This is a genomic window from Stenotrophomonas sp. 57, from assembly GCF_030291075.1.
Classification (GTDB): Bacteria; Pseudomonadota; Gammaproteobacteria; order Xanthomonadales; family Xanthomonadaceae; genus Stenotrophomonas.
Genome location: NZ_CP127407.1, coordinates 2,128,612 through 2,145,414 on the forward strand (window position 1 = coordinate 2,128,612; position 16,803 = coordinate 2,145,414).

At 65.7% G+C, this 16,803-nt stretch carries 16 protein-coding genes; all 16 read right to left on the bottom strand.

Annotated features, from left to right (window positions below; genetic code table 11):
* Positions 1-56: 56 nt before the first annotated feature.
* The 16 genes from QP512_RS09775 to QP512_RS09850 all read right to left on the bottom strand — a co-directional run bounded on the left by QP512_RS09775 (position 57) and on the right by QP512_RS09850 (position 16,797).
* Positions 57-689, bottom strand: coding sequence for a response regulator transcription factor (locus QP512_RS09775; RefSeq protein WP_010485918.1), 633 nt, complete (start codon positions 687-689; stop codon positions 57-59).
* Between the two features lie 92 nt (positions 690-781).
* Positions 782-1,360 (bottom strand): PilZ domain-containing protein, encoded by a 579-nt coding sequence (locus QP512_RS09780; protein ID WP_286071897.1) that lies wholly within the window; start codon positions 1,358-1,360, stop codon positions 782-784.
* Positions 1,357-1,650 carry a hypothetical protein gene (locus QP512_RS09785; protein WP_286071898.1) on the bottom strand — a complete coding sequence of 98 codons (294 nt, stop codon included), beginning with the start codon at positions 1,648-1,650 and terminating at the stop codon, positions 1,357-1,359. Before QP512_RS09785 ends, QP512_RS09780 begins: the two co-directional genes overlap by 4 nt.
* Complete coding sequence (gene fliS, locus QP512_RS09790; RefSeq protein WP_019336597.1) at positions 1,647-2,063, bottom strand: flagellar export chaperone FliS; 417 nt, start codon at positions 2,061-2,063, stop codon at positions 1,647-1,649. The genes QP512_RS09785 and fliS overlap by 4 nt, the downstream gene beginning before the upstream one ends.
* A gap of 128 nt (positions 2,064-2,191) precedes the next feature.
* Positions 2,192-3,610 (bottom strand): flagellar filament capping protein FliD, encoded by a 1,419-nt coding sequence (fliD, locus tag QP512_RS09795; RefSeq protein ID WP_286071899.1) that lies wholly within the window; start codon positions 3,608-3,610, stop codon positions 2,192-2,194.
* 473 nt (positions 3,611-4,083) lie between these two features.
* The gene (locus QP512_RS09800) at positions 4,084-5,316 is read right to left on the bottom strand and encodes a flagellin (protein WP_286071900.1); all 1,233 of its coding nucleotides are present in this window, start codon (positions 5,314-5,316) and stop codon (positions 4,084-4,086) included.
* A 71-nt stretch (positions 5,317-5,387) separates the two neighbouring features.
* A complete protein-coding gene (locus QP512_RS09805) occupies positions 5,388-6,626 on the bottom strand; it encodes a flagellin (RefSeq protein ID WP_286071901.1) in 1,239 nt (412 codons plus the stop codon).
* Between the two features lie 418 nt (positions 6,627-7,044).
* Positions 7,045-8,247 carry a flagellar hook-associated protein FlgL gene (gene flgL / locus QP512_RS09810; protein ID WP_286071902.1) on the bottom strand — a complete coding sequence of 401 codons (1,203 nt, stop codon included), beginning with the start codon at positions 8,245-8,247 and terminating at the stop codon, positions 7,045-7,047.
* Positions 8,244-10,124: a flagellar hook-associated protein FlgK gene (gene flgK, locus QP512_RS09815; RefSeq protein ID WP_286071903.1), complete on the bottom strand. Its 1,881-nt coding sequence runs from the start codon at positions 10,122-10,124 to the stop codon at positions 8,244-8,246. Before flgK ends, flgL begins: the two co-directional genes overlap by 4 nt.
* A gap of 8 nt (positions 10,125-10,132) precedes the next feature.
* Positions 10,133-11,332 (bottom strand): flagellar assembly peptidoglycan hydrolase FlgJ, encoded by a 1,200-nt coding sequence (gene flgJ / locus QP512_RS09820; RefSeq protein WP_286071904.1) that lies wholly within the window; start codon positions 11,330-11,332, stop codon positions 10,133-10,135.
* A 1-nt stretch (position 11,333) separates the two neighbouring features.
* Entirely contained in the window at positions 11,334-12,470 is a 1,137-nt protein-coding gene (locus QP512_RS09825; protein WP_241877119.1) for a flagellar basal body P-ring protein FlgI, read from the bottom strand.
* A gap of 2 nt (positions 12,471-12,472) precedes the next feature.
* Positions 12,473-13,165 (bottom strand): flagellar basal body L-ring protein FlgH, encoded by a 693-nt coding sequence (flgH, locus tag QP512_RS09830; protein WP_286071905.1) that lies wholly within the window; start codon positions 13,163-13,165, stop codon positions 12,473-12,475.
* A gap of 22 nt (positions 13,166-13,187) precedes the next feature.
* Entirely contained in the window at positions 13,188-13,973 is a 786-nt protein-coding gene (gene flgG / locus QP512_RS09835; RefSeq protein WP_005409571.1) for a flagellar basal-body rod protein FlgG, read from the bottom strand.
* A gap of 102 nt (positions 13,974-14,075) precedes the next feature.
* Positions 14,076-14,825, bottom strand: a complete 750-nt coding sequence (locus tag QP512_RS09840) for a flagellar basal body rod protein FlgF (RefSeq protein ID WP_286071906.1) — start codon at positions 14,823-14,825, stop codon at positions 14,076-14,078.
* Between the two features lie 32 nt (positions 14,826-14,857).
* A complete protein-coding gene (gene flgE / locus QP512_RS09845; protein ID WP_286071907.1) occupies positions 14,858-16,081 on the bottom strand; it encodes a flagellar hook protein FlgE in 1,224 nt (407 codons plus the stop codon).
* A 32-nt stretch (positions 16,082-16,113) separates the two neighbouring features.
* Positions 16,114-16,797 carry a flagellar hook capping FlgD N-terminal domain-containing protein gene (locus QP512_RS09850; RefSeq protein ID WP_286071908.1) on the bottom strand — a complete coding sequence of 228 codons (684 nt, stop codon included), beginning with the start codon at positions 16,795-16,797 and terminating at the stop codon, positions 16,114-16,116.
* Positions 16,798-16,803 lie beyond the last annotated feature (6 nt).

Below are 16,803 nucleotides of genomic sequence, written 5' to 3' on the forward strand. Positions count from 1 at the left end.
ACTGACAGTCGACTCTACCCTGCCATCGTTGCGTGCCGCCGGGGGGGGGGGGGCGCCTACTCCAGCTCATGCTGGTGGCGCGCAGCCAGCAGCAGCAGATCGTTGGCGCGGCGGCAGCCGAGCGACTCCATCATGCGTGCGCGGTGGGTTTCCACCGTCTTGACGCTGATGCCGAGGTCGGCGGCGATTTCCTTGTTGCTCTCACCCTTGCCGATGCGGCGCAGGATCTCGCGTTGTCGTGGCGACAGCGCGGCGATGCCGGTGGGTTTCTCGCGGCCGAGCATCGGTGCCAGCATCTTGGCGGAGATCTGCGGGCTCAGGAACACCTGGCCGGCATGCGCTGCGCGCAGCGCCAGTTCCAGCTCCTGCGGCGCCGCATCCTTGACCAAAAACCCGACCGCGCCGCGATCGAGTGCATCGCGCACGTGTGCGGCGTCGTCGTGCATGGTCATCATCACCACCCGGGTGCCGGGCGCGCGCAGGCGGATGTCGCTGAGGGCTTCCAGGCCGGTACGGCCCGGCAGTGACAGGTCCATCAGCACCACGTCGGGTGCGTGCTGCAGGGCCAGCTGCAGTGCCTGTTCGGCATTGCTGGCTTCGGCCACCAGCTGCACGTCGGCAAACCCCTGCAGAAGCCGCGCCAGGCCGGCGCGGACGAGGGTGTGATCGTCGACGATGAGAACTCGCACAGGCACGCAACAGATCCGTGTAGGGGAGTCCACCTTAACTTAGCTGAACGGGCGCGCCAAGGCTTGCCCGCCAAGCGTGATGGTGGCAGGTTTCAGCGCGCTCGGCGCGCTTCGGCCACCTGTCGACGGTGCAGGCGGAACAGGTGGCGCTCCATCGCCATTTCCAGGCCATCGCCAAGGCGCTGGAAGCGCAGCCAGAGATAGTGGCCGCCGCCGCCATCCGCTGCTTCGGCGATCACTTCCACTGGCAGATCGATGTGGTCGGGCAGCCAGTCGCTGGGCTGCAGGCGCACCAGGCCGGCCTGTCCGGGGCTGGCACCGCTGCGCGGGCCCAGCTGCAGGCGGATGCCGCGACGCGACCAGCGCACCGGGCGCAGGGTCAGTTCCTGGCCCTGCTGCCGGACCAGCCGGCCGAGCAGCACCATCGCCAGATCCAGCTTGGCTTCCAGACGCTGCAGCTGAAGGCTGGCTTCATTGCGGTCGTCATGCTCGTCAACGCGGCTGTCCTCCACCAGGGCCAGGCTGCGCAGCAGGCCTTCGGCACTGCTGGTACGGCCGGCGCCGCTGCCTGCCTGGAACTCGGCCGGCAAGGCCAGCTCGCAGCTGAGCGTTTCGTCGAACAGCTCGCTTTCGGCGGGGTGGTGCAGCGACGTGGTCGGCAGCTGGGTCATGCCAGTGATTCTGCCTGCAGGTAGGCATGGGCGGCGCGAAGAGAGCGCTGGCCATCGTTCATCAGCGCGGCCACTGCATCGCGGCGCTTGCGCAGCAGGCCGAGCAGATTCTCCTGGCGTTCGAACAGTGCGCTGAGCGGCGCGTGGTCGGCCGTGGTCAGCGGCTGGCTGAGCAGGGCGTGCAGGGTGCTGTCGTGGCCATCGAGCAGGCTGTCAGCCTGGTCCAGGGCGTCTTCGCCCAGGGCCTTCTCGAAGGCGTCGAGCTGGGCGTGCAGTTCATGCAGGCTCATGGTGCCACCGCGGCCGGGCGGCGTTGTTCGTGCGGAATCGCATTCCAGGCGCTGTCGATCTCGCCCAGCAGCTGCAGGGACTCATCGAGGGCGGCGCGGTCGTTGTGCAGGTTGGCCTCGGTCAGGCGCTGCAGCACGTAGTCGTAGAGTGCCGACAGATTGCCGGCGATCTCGCCGCCGGCCTCGTGGTCCAGCGAGCCGTTGAGGTGGCCGACGATCGCGCAGACTTCGCCGATCGCCTTGCCCTTGCCGGCCTGGTCGCCACGCTCGAGGCTGGCCTGGGCGCGCCTCACGCGCTCCAGCGCGCCTGCCAGCAGCATCGCCACCAGCTTGTGCGGATCGGCATCGGCGACCGCACTGGTCACTCCCACCTGGCGGTACTGCTCGGCATATTGACGGCTGGAACCGTACATTCGTGATTCTCCTTGCGCGGGGTGCCGCCGGCAGGTCGCGGGGACCGTGGCCGGCGGTGCGGCGTTGATTGCTGTTGCGTCCGTTATCGGTGCATTGCACGCCAAACTTGAGCGTTGTACGCAGACCTTCAGCGGTTCAGCTGCGCCAGCTGCTGCTGCAGCGAGGTGTTGCTCTGCTGCAGCTTGCCCATCAGGCTGTCCAGCGCCAGGAACTGCTTCTTGTAGCGTTCCTCGACGTTCTTCATGCGCGTGTCGAGGTCCTTGCGGCGCTTGTCGATGTTGTCCAGCGTGGTATTCAGGCCCTTGGTGCGGGCGACAAAGGCGCCTTCCTTGCCGACGGTGGTGCTGACGTAGCCGTCAACCATGGTGTACAGCGTGCCTGCACCGCCGGTATCACCGGTGATGGCCGCGCGGATCTTCTCCGGCTGGCTGGCCAGTGCAGCGGCGAACTTGGTGGTATCCAGCACCAGGCTGCCGTCGGCATTGGGATAGCCGCGCGTCTGCAGGCCCAGCACCTTCGGATCCAGGCCATCGGCGGAAAGCTCCTTCAGCACGCCGGACATCATCGAGCGCAGCTGGCTGGAAGCACCACGCATCTGCGCGTCGCCGGTCAGTGTGGCCGCTTCCTTGGTCTTGGCGTCGTACTTGGTTTCGGTGTTGATCGCCGCGATCGCCGCGTTGTACGCGGTCACGAACTCCTGCATCACCTTGGTCGCAGCGGCGGTGTCGGTACTGATCACCACGGTGCTCTTGCCTGGAACCTTCAGGTTCAGGGTCAGGCCCGGCACGGCGTCGGCCACTGTGTTGCTGGCGCTGACCACCTTGACGCCATCGATGGTCAGTTCGGCATCGGCGGCAGCGGTGTTCTGCTTGAGGCTGCCGACCAGTGCGCCCAGCTTCGGGTCGCTGCCGCCGTATTCCAGCTTGATCGCGTTGGCCGCACCGGTCTTTTCCTGGGCGATCGACAGGTACTGGTTGTCGCCGGAGGTGATCAGCGTGGCCTGTATGCCTTCCTTGCGACCGGCAGCATCGATCTTGTTGCGGATGGTCGTCAGCGTATCGCCGTCCTCCACCTCCACATTCATGGTCTTGGCCTTGTCACCGACGCCAACGGTCAGTGTCAAGGTTCCGGCACCGAAGGTGTCGGTCTTCGGGAATGAGGTGTCGGCAATCAGCTTGTGCGCGGTGGCCAGGGAGGTGACCTCCACCTGGTGCGTGCCGTTGGAGGCGGCTGCCTTGGTCGTGCCGAGGTCGTACAGCGCCACCGAGGCTGTCAGAACGTCGTCGGCATTGGTGGGGCCGGCCTTGCCGGTGGCTGTCACGGTGCGCGTATCGAACGCGGTGGTGGCCTTCAATGCGGTCAGGGCGGTCTTGAGCTTGTCGAAGGCCGCGGTGACGGTGCCGATCGACGACAGCTGCATCTTGGCCTTGGACTGCTGCAGGTTCAGCGCATTGTCGGCCGGCTTGCGGTCTGCCGCGACCAGCTGGTTGACGATGCTGGAGATATCCAGCCCCGAGCCGATGCCACCGTATCCAAAGTCTGCCACGTCGTTTCTCCTGGTATACGGGCCGGCTCGCCGTGCGGTGGCCCGTCGTCAACGAAAATAGCGGCCTGCGCCGCTGGGTCTTGAGGACTTCGTTGATGCATGCGCCGTGCCAATGGTACGGCGCGGGTTCTGGCACGCGGGTTGCAGGAGGGTTGGGGCAGGGTGCGGGTAGGTTCACCGCGGGCTGCCGGGAGTCTGCAAAAGACCCTCCCCCAATGCAGGGGAGGGATCAGGCTACTGACAATCGGGGGGAGACGAAGCCGCCCGGTACGTACAGTCAAAGGTACAGCGCTGAAAGAGAGGTCCGCAGGAGCGGGCGATGCCAAGCCGGTTCGGGAGTGATCCCGGGCCGGGCATGGCCCGCGCCTTCGTGCCGCTAGGTGGTTCCGGTTGGATGCTGCCGCCGGCCAGGGCCGGCGGCAGCATCCGCTTCTACGTCTAAGTCGCTGCGTAGTAGACCGGACTGCCTGGTATCAGCGCAGCAGGCTCAGCACGCCCTGCGGCACCTGGTTGGCCTGGGCCAGCATGGCCGTACCGGCCTGCTGCAGGATCTGGGTGCGGGTCAGCTCGGCGGTTTCCTTGGCGAAGTCGGTGTCCTTGATGCGGCTACGCGAAGCCGACAGGTTTTCCGTCGAGGTCTGCAGGTTGGCGACGACCGAGGTGAAGCGGTTCTGGATCGCACCCAGGTCAGCGCGGGTGTTGTTGATCGAACCCAAGGCCTTGTCAATGACTGCAATTGCCTGCTGTGCACCAGCGACCGTATCGATCTTGACGTCCTTCAACAGCTGAGTGCCACCAGCCGGAATGGCGGCATCGTCATGGGCCGTCACTTCGTCACTGGTGAAGCTGCCGGTGCCCTCTGTAACGGCCAGGCCGCTGAACTTACCGTCCTTGTCAGCACTTTCCTTGACCGAGGTCAGGGTGATCTTGCCGGCAGTGGTTGCGTCTGCCTCCGCGTAGACGCCTGCTTCGCCGATCTTCGCGTTGATGGCTGCAACAGTGGCCTTGGTAGCCGCCTTCAGATCCTCGGCGGCATTGCCGGTGCTGGTGATCTTTACATCGCCAATGTCCACCGCACTGGTCAGGCTGCCGCCACTGATCTTCAGGCCGGAGATCTTCAGTTCTTCGCCTGCGACCGGCGTGCCACCCGTAGCTGCAGCAAGGGTCATGGTGTTGCTGTCGAAGGTGGTGCTACCAAGGGCGTCAGCCTTGGCGTTCACAACCTTGTCGATAGCAATGGCCTGACCTGCATTGGCACCGACCTGGAACAGCTGGCTGGAGAATGAGCCATCCAGCAGCTTGGTGCCGTTGAAATCCGACTGCTTGGCGACGCGGTCGATCTCGCTGACAAGCTGGGTCACCTCGGCCTGCAGGGCCTTGCGGTCGCTGGTCGAATTGGTGGCGTTGGCAGACTGCACCGACAGCTCACGGATACGCTGCAGGTTGTTGCCGATTTCCGACAGCGAGCCTTCAGCGGTCTGTGCCAGCGAAATACCGTCGTTGGCGTTGCGGATGGCGACGTCGATGCCGCGGATCTGGGTGCCGAAGCGCTCGGAGATCGCCAGGCCTGCAGCGTCATCCTTTGCACTGTTGATACGGGAACCCGACGACAGACGCTGGATGGTGGTGGCCAGCGAGGAGCCGCTCGTGCTCAGGTTACGCTGAGCGTTGAGCGACATGGTGTTGGTGTTGATGACTTGTGCCATGAGGAAAGTTCCTTGAGCAGTGCACGTACGAGGGGATCAACGCTCCTGACGTGCTTCAGGAGCGCCGTATGTCAGCGCTGCAACAGGCTGAGCACGTTCTGGGGGACCTGGTTGGCCTGGGCCAGCATTGCGGTGCCGGCCTGCTGCAGGATCTGGGTCCGGGTGAGTTCCGCCGTTTCCTTGGCGAAGTCGGTATCGCGGATGCGGCTGCGGGATGCCGACAGGTTTTCCGAGGAGGTCTGCAGATTGGCGACCACCGAGGTGAAGCGGTTCTGGATCGCGCCGAGGTCGGCGCGGACGCTGTTGACTGATTCCAGCGACTTGTCGACGATCGACAGGGCCTGCTGGGCACCTTCAGCGGTGGTGATGTTGATGTCCTTGACGAAGCTGGGCTTTGAGCCGGTGCCGATGGTGCCGCCGGTGCCACCTGCGGCTTGATCCAGGCCGATCTCTGTGAAATCTGTCACCGGCGTCGGGACAGGCGTGGTCGACTTGGACGGTGCGCCGGCGTTACCCAGAGCGAACGTCTGACCATCCTTGACCGATACCAGCTGGATCTTGCCGGATTCGATCTTGGCCATGACGCCGGTCTCGCCCAACTTGCCGTTGATGGCAGCAGCGGTGGCGGCGGTGATGGATTCGCCGGCCTTGACCGTGATATCGCCGATGTCGATGCTCTTGGCGGTGCCACCGTTGGGCGGGGTGACAGTGATCTGCAACTGCGAGAACACCGAGTCCGTGGCGGCCTTGTCGTTGGTCAGTCCCTCGCCCTTGTAGACATCGGCAAAGGTGGTGGAGCCCAGCGATTCAGCCTTGGCATCCACCACGCTGTTGATCGCAATGGCCTGGCCCGCATTGGCGCCCACCTGGAACAGCTGGCTGGTGAACGAGCCGTCCAGCAGCTTGGTGCCGTTGAAGTCGCTCTGCTTGGCGACGCGGTCGATTTCGCTGACCAGCTGGGTCACTTCGGCCTGCAGGGCCTTGCGGTCGCTGCTGGAGTTGGTGGCGTTGGAGGCCTGCACGGCCAGTTCGCGGATGCGCTGCAGGTTGTTGCCAACCTCGCTCAGCGAGCCTTCGGCGACCTGGGCCAGCGAGATGCCGTCGTTGGCGTTGCGGATGGCCACGTCCAGACCACGGATCTGGGTGCTGAAGCGCTCGCTGATGGCCAGGCCGGCCGCGTCGTCCTTCGCGCTGTTGATGCGCAGGCCGGACGAGAGGCGCTGGATGGTGGTAGCGAGCGAGCTGCCGCTGGTGCTCAGGTTGCGCTGAGCGTTGAGCGACATCGTATTGGTGTTGATTACCTGTGCCATGGGGTCGTCTCCTCTTATATGGAACCCGTTGGTGAATGAAACGAAGCGCCGCCTGTTTTTTTGTGTGGCTGTGTGCTTCGCTGTTGCCAAATGAATAACGGCGCTTTGTCAACAACCTTTAGCCGTGAATTCCGTTGAAGCCGTAATTCGTTGCCGGAGGCTGTTTTCCCGGGGTTTTCCAGCCCTGGAGGGGCGTGAAGGCGACCCCGGAAGGGGCGGTTGGGCAGGCCCAACCAGCGCTGATGAAGGTATCGGCGGGGTGGGGCCGGGCTTGATGGGCAATCACGGAAAATCCACTGGCGCACCCTTCCGGTAGCGCCGGGCCACGCCCGGCGACTGCAGTGGCTTCGGCAACCGGAAACGAAAAAGGCCGCGATGCAGGGCATCGCGGCCTTTCAGGGCTGACGGGGAAGAGCGGTCAGCCGATCTTGTTGAACAACGACATCGACTGCATCTGCGAGAAGATCGTCTGCGCCGCCTGCAGTGCGGTGCTCTGCAACTGGTACTGGCTCAGAGCATCGGCGTAGTCCAGGTCGCGCATCTGCGACAGGGTGGTCTTCAGGGTCACGCTGTTGGCTTCACGCATGTCGGCGGCATTGTCCAATGCCTTCAGCTGCGCGCCACCCGCCGCACGGGAATCGATCATCCGCTCCGATGCGCGCGCGATGTCACGCAACGCGCTCTGCAGTTCGTTCTGCTGTGCGCTCATCTTCGCGGTGGTACCGGTGTCGGCATCCAGCGCGGTAATCAGCTTGTCCATCGTGTCGAAGATGTCGCGGCTGGTCGCCGGCTTCACGTTGAAGCTGTCGCCGGCAGCAGGTGCGCCGGTGATCTGCAGGCGTACACCGTTGACTTCCACGTTGTCACCGGCCTTGAACGTGCCGGTGCCGGTCACGTTGCCGGCACCGTCGAGTACCTGGTACTGATCGGCGGCGGTAAAACGGATGCTGAAGGATTGCCCGTTCCAGCTGTCGCTGCCATCGCGGGTGATGTTGGTCAGCACGCCGTTGCCGGCATTGCCCGCCGCAGCGCCGCCATCGACGAAGCCATCGCCGGTGGGGATGCGCATGAAGATTTCGCTGCCGGGCAGGGCGTCGCGCACGTAGGTATCCGGACCGACTTCGATCTGGCGCTGGGTCTGGTCGCCGCGGTAGACCACCTTGCCATTGATCTTGGCAAAGGGCGGATCACCGTCGTTGGTACCGCCGAATACATAGCGGCCGGTGCCGTCCTCTGCGTTGGCCAACGACAGCAGGCCGTCGCGGATCTGGTTCAGCTCGGTGATCAGCGTCTTCTTGTCGGCCGCGCTCAAGGCGGGGTTGCTGGCCTGGATGGTCAGGTCGTTGACCCGTCCCATCAGATCATTGACCTGGGCCAGGGTGTTTTCCTGCACGCCCAGCCGGTTCTGCACGTTGCCGGCATTGAGCTTCATCCGGTCCAGGGCCGCCAGGCTGCGGTCCAGGCCCACGGCAGCGCCGGCGCCGACCGGATCGTCCTTGGCGCTGACGATCTTGCTGCCGGTGGCGATCTGCTGCTCCAGGTGGCTGAGCTTGGCCTGCTTGGCCATCATAAGCGACACGGACTGATTGAACATCATGCTGGTGGAGATGCGGCTGCTCATCGGCGGACGGCTCCCAGGATGGTCTGGAACATGCTGTCGGCGGTGGAGATCAGCTGCGAGGCGGCCTGGTAGGCCTGCTGCAGGCGCAGCATGCCGGCGGCCTCCTCGTCCAGATTGACGCCGGACACCTCGTCGCGGGCCTCCTGGGCCTTGTCATTGATCACCAGCTGCGCCTCCAGCGAATACTCCGCCGAGCGGGCGGCGGCACCGACCTGGGTGGTCAGGCCACCCAGCGCACCGTTGAGGGTGACCGTGCCGCTGTTGAACGCCTTCGCGCTCTCCACCTTGGACAGGCGGGTTGCATTGCTGTTGTCCGAGGAGCCGGCCGGGGTCGGGGTGATGTTGAAGGTATCGCCGACCTTCGGCACACCGTCCAGCACGAAGCTCCAGCCATTGGCGCTGATGGTCTGGCCCGGGGTGTAGGTCTGCGGCGGGCCGCCATCGATGGTGTAGGTGGTGGCCGAGGTGAACACGATCGCGGCCGGATTGCGCAGGTTTGCGTTGCTGGAATCGCTGACGGTAACGCCGCTCAGCTTGCCGGTGCCGGTGTTGGAGGTGGCAGCCGCACCCTTGACCGCAGCGGCGGCGGCAATCCGCGAGGGATCGGTGATGGCCACTTCCATGCTGCCGGCCACGCCTGCGGTGGGCTGCAGCAGGAATCGGTCGTTGGCGGCGGGGGTGCCGCCCACCACCAGCGCGACACCGTTGATCACCAGCGGATCGGCGGCCGTGCCGGTGCCGGTCAGCGGAACGTTGGCGCCGGTGTCGGCGCGGCTGGCCTTCCAGTTGGTGCCATCGAACTGCAGCACCACGTTCTGTGCATCCAGCTTGCCCAGGTCGCCATAGGTGGCGCTGAGGCTGGCGGTGCCGGTGTTGGCGTTGTTGGCGGTGACGCGCGGGTTGCCGATATTGAAGAAGTCGCCCCCCAGCTGGCCATACATGTCCACGCCCTGGTGGTGGGCCTGGTTGAACGTCTCGGCCAAGCCGACGGCCAGCTTGCCCAGTTCGGCCTGGGCCGGGGTGAGTACGGTGTCGCGGAACTCCAGCAGGCCGCCGATCTGCCCACCCACCGCCTTCGGATCGAGCCGGATCGTGTTGCCCTGGGTTTCCAGCGCCAGCTGCAGGCGCTCGGGCTGGTACGGGTCGGCCACGGTGGTGACCTTGGTGGCCGTGGTGCCCACCACCAGCGCGTTGCCGCCGGCGGTGTAGACGTTCATGATGCCGCCGTCCTGGATCACCGCGGTGCCGCCGGTGTAGCCGATCAGCTGGGTGATCAGCTGGTCGCGCCGATCGAGCAGGTCGGGCGCGGCGGTGGCGATGTTGGTGCCGATCGCGCCGTTGATCTGCGCGATCTCCTGCGCCAGGCGGTTGACCTCGGTGGCGCCGGCCAGCAGGCCATTGTTGACCTCGCTGTTGAGGTTGTTCAGGTGCGTGTTGAGCTGCACGAAGCGGTTGGCCAGCGCCTTGCCGCCGTCCAGCATGTTCTGGCGGTCGGCGGTGCCGGAGGCATTGGAGGACAGGCCGCTGACCGAGTCGAAGAAGTTCGACCACACGCCAGAGACATTGGTGGCGGCATCGGAGAACAGCGCGTTGACCCGGTCGGCCATGCCCGAGAGCTGCTTCAGGCGCGCAAGCTCGCCGCTGCTGTCGAGCAGGCGCGAGATCGCCAGCTGATCAGCAGTGCGGCGGATGTCGGTGATGCGCGTACCGTTGCCGACCGTGCCGTAGCCATAGTTCTGGGGATCAGCGGTGGCGAAGTTGACCTTCTGCCGGCTGTAGCCCGGGGTATTGAGGTTGGCCACGTTGTGGCTGGTGGTCGCCAACGCACGCTGGAAGGCGAGCAGGGCACCGGTACCGGTGGAAAGTACGCTGGACATGGGGTTCCTCAACGACGAGTGATACCCAGCGCCGCGGTTGCGGTGCTGGCGAAGGTCTGGCCAAGGCGCGTGCCGGCGTCGGCCACGGCGCTGACGGCGCGCTCGATGGTCGGGCCGCCGGCGATCGCGGCGATCTTGGCCGCATAGCGCGGGTCGGTGGCATAGCCGGCGCGCTGCAGCCCTCGGGCGAAGCCCTGCACGTCGGTACCGGCCTGCAGGGCCTGCTGGTAGCGCGGGCTGGTCTTCAGCAGGCGCACGTAGTCGGCGAAGCTTTCGGCCGGCGAACTGTAGGCCCGGAAGCTGGCGGTCTCGTTGCGGCGCACGCCATCGACATATTCATGGGTGCCGGCCGTGGCACGCTGGCCATTCCAGCCATTGGCCTTGATGCCGAACAGGTTGTGCGAGGTGCTGCCATCGGCATGCTTGATGTGGCGCTTGCCCCAACCCGTCTCCAGCGCCGCCTGGGCGACCAGGGCGCGGGCGTCCACGCCCAGCTCCTTGGCTGCACTCTGTGCGTGCTGCCAGATGCTGGCCACGAAACCTTCGGGCGTGTGCTCGCCCAGCTGGGCCACGGCGGTACGGGTGGCCATGGCGTCGGCCGGGCTGATCGCGGTACCGCGGTTGCTGGCGGTGGCCGACCACTGATCGCTGTTGGCGGCCCAGTCCTCGCCCTGCAGGCTGCCGATGTACGGATCCTCGGTGCCCAGCGAGCGGTGCATGCTGCTGCTTTCGCGGCCGGCGATCAGGTCCAGTGCCTGCTCCATCGGAGCGACAGCGGCCTGTGCGCCCGACGGGGCGCCCGCGGCCATCTGTTGCAGCAGGCGCACGGCCTGGCTGCCGTCTTCCAGTGGCAGCGACGGCGCAGGCCTGGCCGGTGCATTGAGCTGATAGGCGCGGCTGGCCTTGGCCGGATCCACGCGGGTATCCAGCGCCGGGCCATCGGCGGCCTGGCCGGACAGCTGGCGGCTGATCATGCCGGACAGGCCCAGGCCCTTGCCGCGGGTCATCGCCTCGGCAATCTTCTGGTCGTACATGTCGCGGAACATCTTGTTCTCGCCGGGGAACAGCGAGTCGCCGAAGCTGGCGTCACGCATGCTCTTGACCAGCATCTGCGCGAACTGGCCTTCCAGCTGCCGCGCGACCTTGTCGATCTTGGCCGGATCGTTCTGTTGCGCCGGGTGCAGATCGAATGCGGGATTGATGCGCATGTCAGATCACCTCGAGCTCGGCACTCAGGGCGCCGGCCTGCTTCAGGGCTTCCAGGATCGCGATGAGATCGCCCGGTGCCGCGCCTACCGCATTCACCGCGTGCACGATCTCGTCCAGGGTGGTGCCGCCGCTGAACTTGAACATGCGGCTGCCGTCGTTGGTGGCGGTGATGGTCGACTGCGGACTGGCCACGGTGCGGCCGCCGGACAGCGCGTTGGGCTGGCTGACGTTGGTGTTTTCCTGGATCGTCACCGTCAGCGAGCCGTGCGAGATCGCGGCCGGACCGACTCGCACCTGCTGGCCGATGACCACGGTGCCGGTACGCGAATTGACCACCACCTTGGCCGGGGCGCTGCCCGGGGTCAGTTCCAGGTTCTCGATGCGTGCCAGCAGGCCGATGCGTGCGCCCGGGTCGGTCGGTGCGGTCACGGCCACGGTCACGCCATCGACGGCGCGCGCAGCGCCTTCGCCGAACGCATTGTTGAGCGCGGCGACCATGCGCGACACCGTAGTGAAGTCGTTGTTGTGCAGGTTCAGGGTGATGTCACCGCCATTGGCCAGCGGATCGGGCAGGGCACGTTCAACCGTGGCGCCGTTGGGAATGCGGCCCACACTGGGCACGTTTACCGAAACGCGCGAACCATCCTTGCCCTGTGCGCCGAAGCCACCCACGATCAGGTTGCCCTGCGCGATCGCGTAGATCTGGCCGTCAGCACCGCGCAGTGGTGCCATCAGCAGCGAACCGCCGCGCAGCGACACCGCATTGCCGATCGACGACACCGTGATGTCGATCGGCTGGCCCGGCTTGGCGAACGGCGGCAGCTCGGCGTGGATCGCCACGGCGGCCACGTTCTTCAACTGCGGGTTGACGTTCGGCGGCACGTTGACGCCCAGCTCGCCTAGCAGGTTCTTCAGGCTCTGCACGGTGAAGGGCGCCTGGCTGGTGCGGTCGCCGCTGCCATCCAGGCCCACCACCAGGCCGTAACCCACCAGTGCGTTGCCGCGCACACCGCCGACCTGGGCCAGGTCCTTGATGCGTTCGGCGCTGGCCGGGGCTGCCACGATCAGCAGCATCAATGCGATCAAAGAGGTCGCGCGCCGCTGCCAGGAAGAAGCGAAGAGAGATTTCATGGCCATACTCAGAACGGCGTCAGGCCGGAGTTGAAGAAGCGGCTCAGCCAGCCCATCGCATTGGACTGCGCAACCGGGCCGCGGCCGCCGTAGACGATGCGGGCTTCAGCCACGCGGCTGGACGGAATGGTGTTGTCCTGGCTGATGTCGCCCGGGCGAACGATGCCCTGCACCTGCACCAGCTCGTCGCCCTGGTTCAGGCGCAGGTTCTTCTGCCCCTGGACCACCAGGTTGCCGTTGGGCAGGCGCTGCACCACGGTGACCGTCACGCTGCCCTGAAGACGATTGCTCTGTGCGCTGTTGCCCTTGCCGGTGAAGTCACGCTTGCCGGCCGCGGTGGCACTGAGGATGTCCTTGCCACCCAACGTGACCGGCGCCCCGAGAATGGACGGCGTGCCCAGGCTCAGGTTCGATTCCTTGTTGGTGGCGGTGTTGGCACTGGTCTGCGCGGTGGTGTTTTCCAGCAGGGTGATGGTCAGCAGGTCGCCGACATCGCGCGCGCGACGGTCCGAGTACAGCTGCAGGGTCGGGCCGGCCGCGTAGATCGCACCCGCGGTCGGCTCGGCCTGCGGCGGCATGATTGGCTGGATCGGGGCCATTGCCGGATAGGGGCGCACGTCGCCCGCGATCACACAGCCACCGAGCAGGGCGACCACGGCGCAGGCGAGGGCAGTGCGGGCGAAGTTGGAAATGGGCGACATGGCGGTTTCCCGGTTGGGCCGGTCAGAGCTTGTTGTTGAGGTAGCCGAGCATCGAATCGGTGGTGGAGATCGCCTTGGCATTCATTTCGTAGGCGCGCTGGGTTTCGATCATCGACACCAGCTCTTCCACCACGTTGACGTTGCTGCCTTCCAGCGCGCCCTGCACCACGGTGCCCAGGCCGTTGAGGCCGGGGTTGCCGTTCTGTGCCGGGCCGGACGCGGTGGTCTCCAGGAACAGGTTCTCGCCGCGCGCCTGCAGGCCGGCCGGATTGACGAAGTCGGTCAGGGTGAGTGCGCCCACTTCCACCGAGGCGGCGCCATCGGCCATCTTCACGCTGATGGTGCCGTCGGTCCCGATGGTCACCGACTGCGCGCCTTCGGGAATCTGGATGCCGGGCTGCACCGGATAGCCGCTGTTGGTGACCAGCTCGCTGTCCTGGTTGATCTTGAACGAGCCATCACGGGTATAGGCCGAGCTGCCGTCGGGCATCTGCACTTCAAAGAAGCCACGGCCGTTGACCATCACGTCCAGCGCGCGGCCGGTCTGCTGCTGGCCCCCCTGTTCGAAGTTCTTGGCGGTGGCGACCACGCGCACGCCCGTACCCAGCTGCAGGCCAGTCGGCAGCTGCGTCTGTGCCGACGAGGAACCGCCCGGCTGGCGCACCTGCTGGTACAGCAGGTCCTCGAAACTGGCACGGTCCTGCTTGAAGCCGGTGGTGTTGGTGTTGGCGAGGTTGTTGGAAACCACCGACATGCGCATCTGCTGCGCATCCAGTCCGGTTTTCGCGATCCACAATGCCTGGTTCATCTTCGGTGTCCTGTCTGGTGGAACCGGCCGCGCAGTGCGGCCCTTGTCTGCGGGTGTGCAAGCGGTGTGCCAGCGCCGCGGTCAGGCGGCGCCGGAATTCCGTCAGCTGCCCAGGCGCAGCAGGCTGTTGGCGCTGCGCGCGTTGTCGTCGCCGTGCTTGATGACCTGCACCTGCATTTCGTATTGGCGCTGCAGCTGGATCATCTGCACCAGCGCACCGGCGGCGTCCACGTTGCTGCCTTCCAGCTGGCCGCTGTGCACGGCCGTGCCCTGTGCCGGTGCGAACGGCTGGCGCGGGTCGGTGTTGCGGAACAGGCCATCCAGGCCGCGCTCAAGGCGCTCGTCCGGTGCCTGCACGACCTTGATCCGGCCGATCTGTGCCATGGTCTGCGGGCCTTCACCCTGCGGGATGATCGAGATCGTGCCGTCGGCACCGATCTCCATCGCCTGGTAAGGCGGAATGGCGATCGGGTTGTTGTTGTCATCCAGTACCGTGCGGCCGCTGGAGGTCACCAGCTGGCCGTTCGGCGTCACCGACAGTGCGGCGCCACGGGTATATGCCTCGCTGCCGTCGCTGGACTGCACCGCCAGCCAGGTGCCGGTCTGCAGCGACAGATCCAGCGGTTTGCCGGTGATGTGCTGCGAACCGGGCGTGCGGTTGAACCCGGCGTCGACGTGCAGTGCATCCACCCGCGAGGCAAAGCCCGGGCCCTTGATCGGAAAGGCTTCGGTGTTGGCCAGCGCTTCCTTGAAGCCAGGTGTGTCCGAGTTGGCGAGGTTGTGGCTGAGCGTACCCTGCGCCTGCAGGGAGGCGCGGGCACCGGTCATCGCCACGTAAAGGGCTTTATCCATGCGGGGAGTTCCGTGACAGGGTCAGCGGGTCATCAACGGATGTTGATGACCGTCTGGGTGATCTGGTCCTGGGTGGTGATCATCTGCGCGTTGGCCTGGAAGTTGCGCTGCGCGGTGATCATGTTGACCAGCTGCTCGGTGAGGTCCACGGTGGACGCTTCCAGCGAGCCGGCCTGGATCTTGCCGAGATTGGAGGTGTCCGGCATGCCGGTGCGCGGCGTGCCCGACTCGAAGGTCTCCACCCACAGGTTGTTGCCCTTCGGTTCCAGGCCCTGGGTGTTGTTGAAGGTGGTCAGCGCGACCTGGCCCAGCGGCTTGTCGTCGCCGTTGGAGTAGCGCGCATAGACCACGCCCGACTCGGACACGGTGATCTCGTTGAGCTTGCCCGCCGCGTAGCCGTCCTGCTGTGTATTGCGAAGGGCGAACTTCTCGCCATACTGGGTCGAACCGCTCACATCCAGCGTCATGTTCAGCTGGCCGGCGCCCGTGGTCGGGGTGAAGGTGCCGAGGCTGACCTTGCCGTTGGCCGGACTGACCAGCTTGCCGCTGTTGTCGAAGGTGACCGGGGTCGGGTTGCCGGCCGGCTGGCCATCCACGTAGTTGCGCACGGTCCACTCGTTCGGGTTGGCGCCCTTCACGAAGTACGAGACCTGGATGTGGCTCACGCCCAGCGAGTCGTACACGGTGATGCCGCCGCTGGAGTGGTTGTAGCTGTTGGAGTCAGCCGGGTCGAACGTGGCCACGGTGGGCTGCTTGGCGTTGGCCGGCAGGGTGAACCCGACCTTCACTTCGCTGGTCTGCTTCGGCGGGCTGTCAGTGGTCAGCAGCTGCAGGTCCACCAGGCGGCCGGCATCGAAGTTGGTGCCGTCGGCATTCGGTGCGAACACCTGCAGGCGTGCACCCTGCGGATTGACCACGTAGCCGGACGAATCGGTCTGGAAGTTGCCGGCGCGCGAGTACACGCGCGAGCCGTTCATGTTCATGGTGAAGAAGCCCTCACCGGAAATGGCCATGTCCAGGCTGCGCCCGGTCTGTTCGTTGTGGCCCTGGATGAACTGCTGGGCGACGTTGGAGACGCGCACGCCCGAGCCGGTCTGGTTCTTCGACAGGCCGTAGCTGGTCGAAGCAAACAGGTCGGCGAACTCGGCGCGCGACTGCTTGAAGCCGGTGGTGTTGACGTTGGCGACGTTGTTGGCGGTGACGCTCAGGTCGGTGTTGGCGGCATTGATGCCGGACAGCGAGACGTTGAAGCCCATGGGATGCTCCTGGTTGATGCGGAATGTGCGGCTCAGCTGACGCGGAGCACGTAGTCGATCGGGGCCGTGCCCAGGCCCTTGAGGTTCAGGTACAGGCCGTCGGAACCGACGGTCACGCTTTCCACCGGCGCCTGTACGTAGGTGGACAGCTTGGTGCTCTTGCCCGCGGTGTCGACGTGGTTGGCGACGATGGAGTACTTGCCCGGCTCCATGCGCTTGCCGTTGGCATCCTTGCCGTCCCACTGGAAGGCGGTTTCGCCGGCGGCCTTGGCTTCCACGCTCAGCGACGTGACTTTGGCACCGTTGGCGTCAGTGATGTCCACGGTGATGATGCCGGCCGACGGCGCAGCCACCGTGCCTTCGACGCTGCCTTCCTTCTCAAGCACCAGCTTTTCCGAAGGGACCAGCACCTGGTGGCCGACCAGCGCCGCACCACGCAGCACCTGGTCGCTGGCCATCGATTCCTGGAAGCCCTTCACCGTCTTGTTCAGATCGGTGATGCCCTGCACGGTGGACATCTGCGCCATCTGCGCGACCATCTGCGTGTTGTCCATCGGCTTCAGCGGATCCTGGTGCTGCAGCTGCTCGGTCATCAGGCGCAGGAAATCGGCCTGGTCCAGCGTGTTCTTCTTCTTGGTGGCGTTGCTGTTCGGGGCGTTCAGACCGAGTGCGGTATAGACGTCCTGGTTGGTCTGGTTGTTGACGGCAGTGGTCATGGCGGT

Excerpts from the sequence above, each read along its gene's own strand:
- QP512_RS09825 (WP_241877119.1), bottom strand. The coding sequence starts at position 12,470 with ATGGCCATGAAATCTCTCTTCGCTTCTTCCTGGCAGCGGCGCGCGACC.
- flgH (WP_286071905.1), bottom strand. The coding sequence starts at position 13,165 with ATGTCGCCCATTTCCAACTTCGCCCGCACTGCCCTCGCCTGCGCCGTG.
- QP512_RS09850 (WP_286071908.1), bottom strand. The coding sequence starts at position 16,797 with ATGACCACTGCCGTCAACAACCAGACCAACCAGGACGTCTATACCGCA.
- flgK (WP_286071903.1), bottom strand. The coding sequence starts at position 10,124 with ATGTCCAGCGTACTTTCCACCGGTACCGGTGCCCTGCTCGCCTTCCAG.
- QP512_RS09805 (WP_286071901.1), bottom strand. The coding sequence starts at position 6,626 with ATGGCACAGGTAATCAACACCAATACGATGTCGCTCAACGCTCAGCGC.
- QP512_RS09840 (WP_286071906.1), bottom strand. The coding sequence starts at position 14,825 with ATGGATAAAGCCCTTTACGTGGCGATGACCGGTGCCCGCGCCTCCCTG.
- QP512_RS09785 (WP_286071898.1), bottom strand. The coding sequence starts at position 1,650 with ATGAGCCTGCATGAACTGCACGCCCAGCTCGACGCCTTCGAGAAGGCC.
- fliS (WP_019336597.1), bottom strand. The coding sequence starts at position 2,063 with ATGTACGGTTCCAGCCGTCAATATGCCGAGCAGTACCGCCAGGTGGGA.
- QP512_RS09800 (WP_286071900.1), bottom strand. The coding sequence starts at position 5,316 with ATGGCACAAGTCATCAACACCAACACCATGTCGCTCAACGCTCAGCGT.
- flgJ (WP_286071904.1), bottom strand. The coding sequence starts at position 11,332 with ATGCGCATCAATCCCGCATTCGATCTGCACCCGGCGCAACAGAACGAT.
- flgG (WP_005409571.1), bottom strand. The coding sequence starts at position 13,973 with ATGAACCAGGCATTGTGGATCGCGAAAACCGGACTGGATGCGCAGCAG.
- flgE (WP_286071907.1), bottom strand. The coding sequence starts at position 16,081 with ATGGGCTTCAACGTCTCGCTGTCCGGCATCAATGCCGCCAACACCGAC.
- flgL (WP_286071902.1), bottom strand. The coding sequence starts at position 8,247 with ATGAGCAGCCGCATCTCCACCAGCATGATGTTCAATCAGTCCGTGTCG.
- QP512_RS09780 (WP_286071897.1), bottom strand. The coding sequence starts at position 1,360 with ATGACCCAGCTGCCGACCACGTCGCTGCACCACCCCGCCGAAAGCGAG.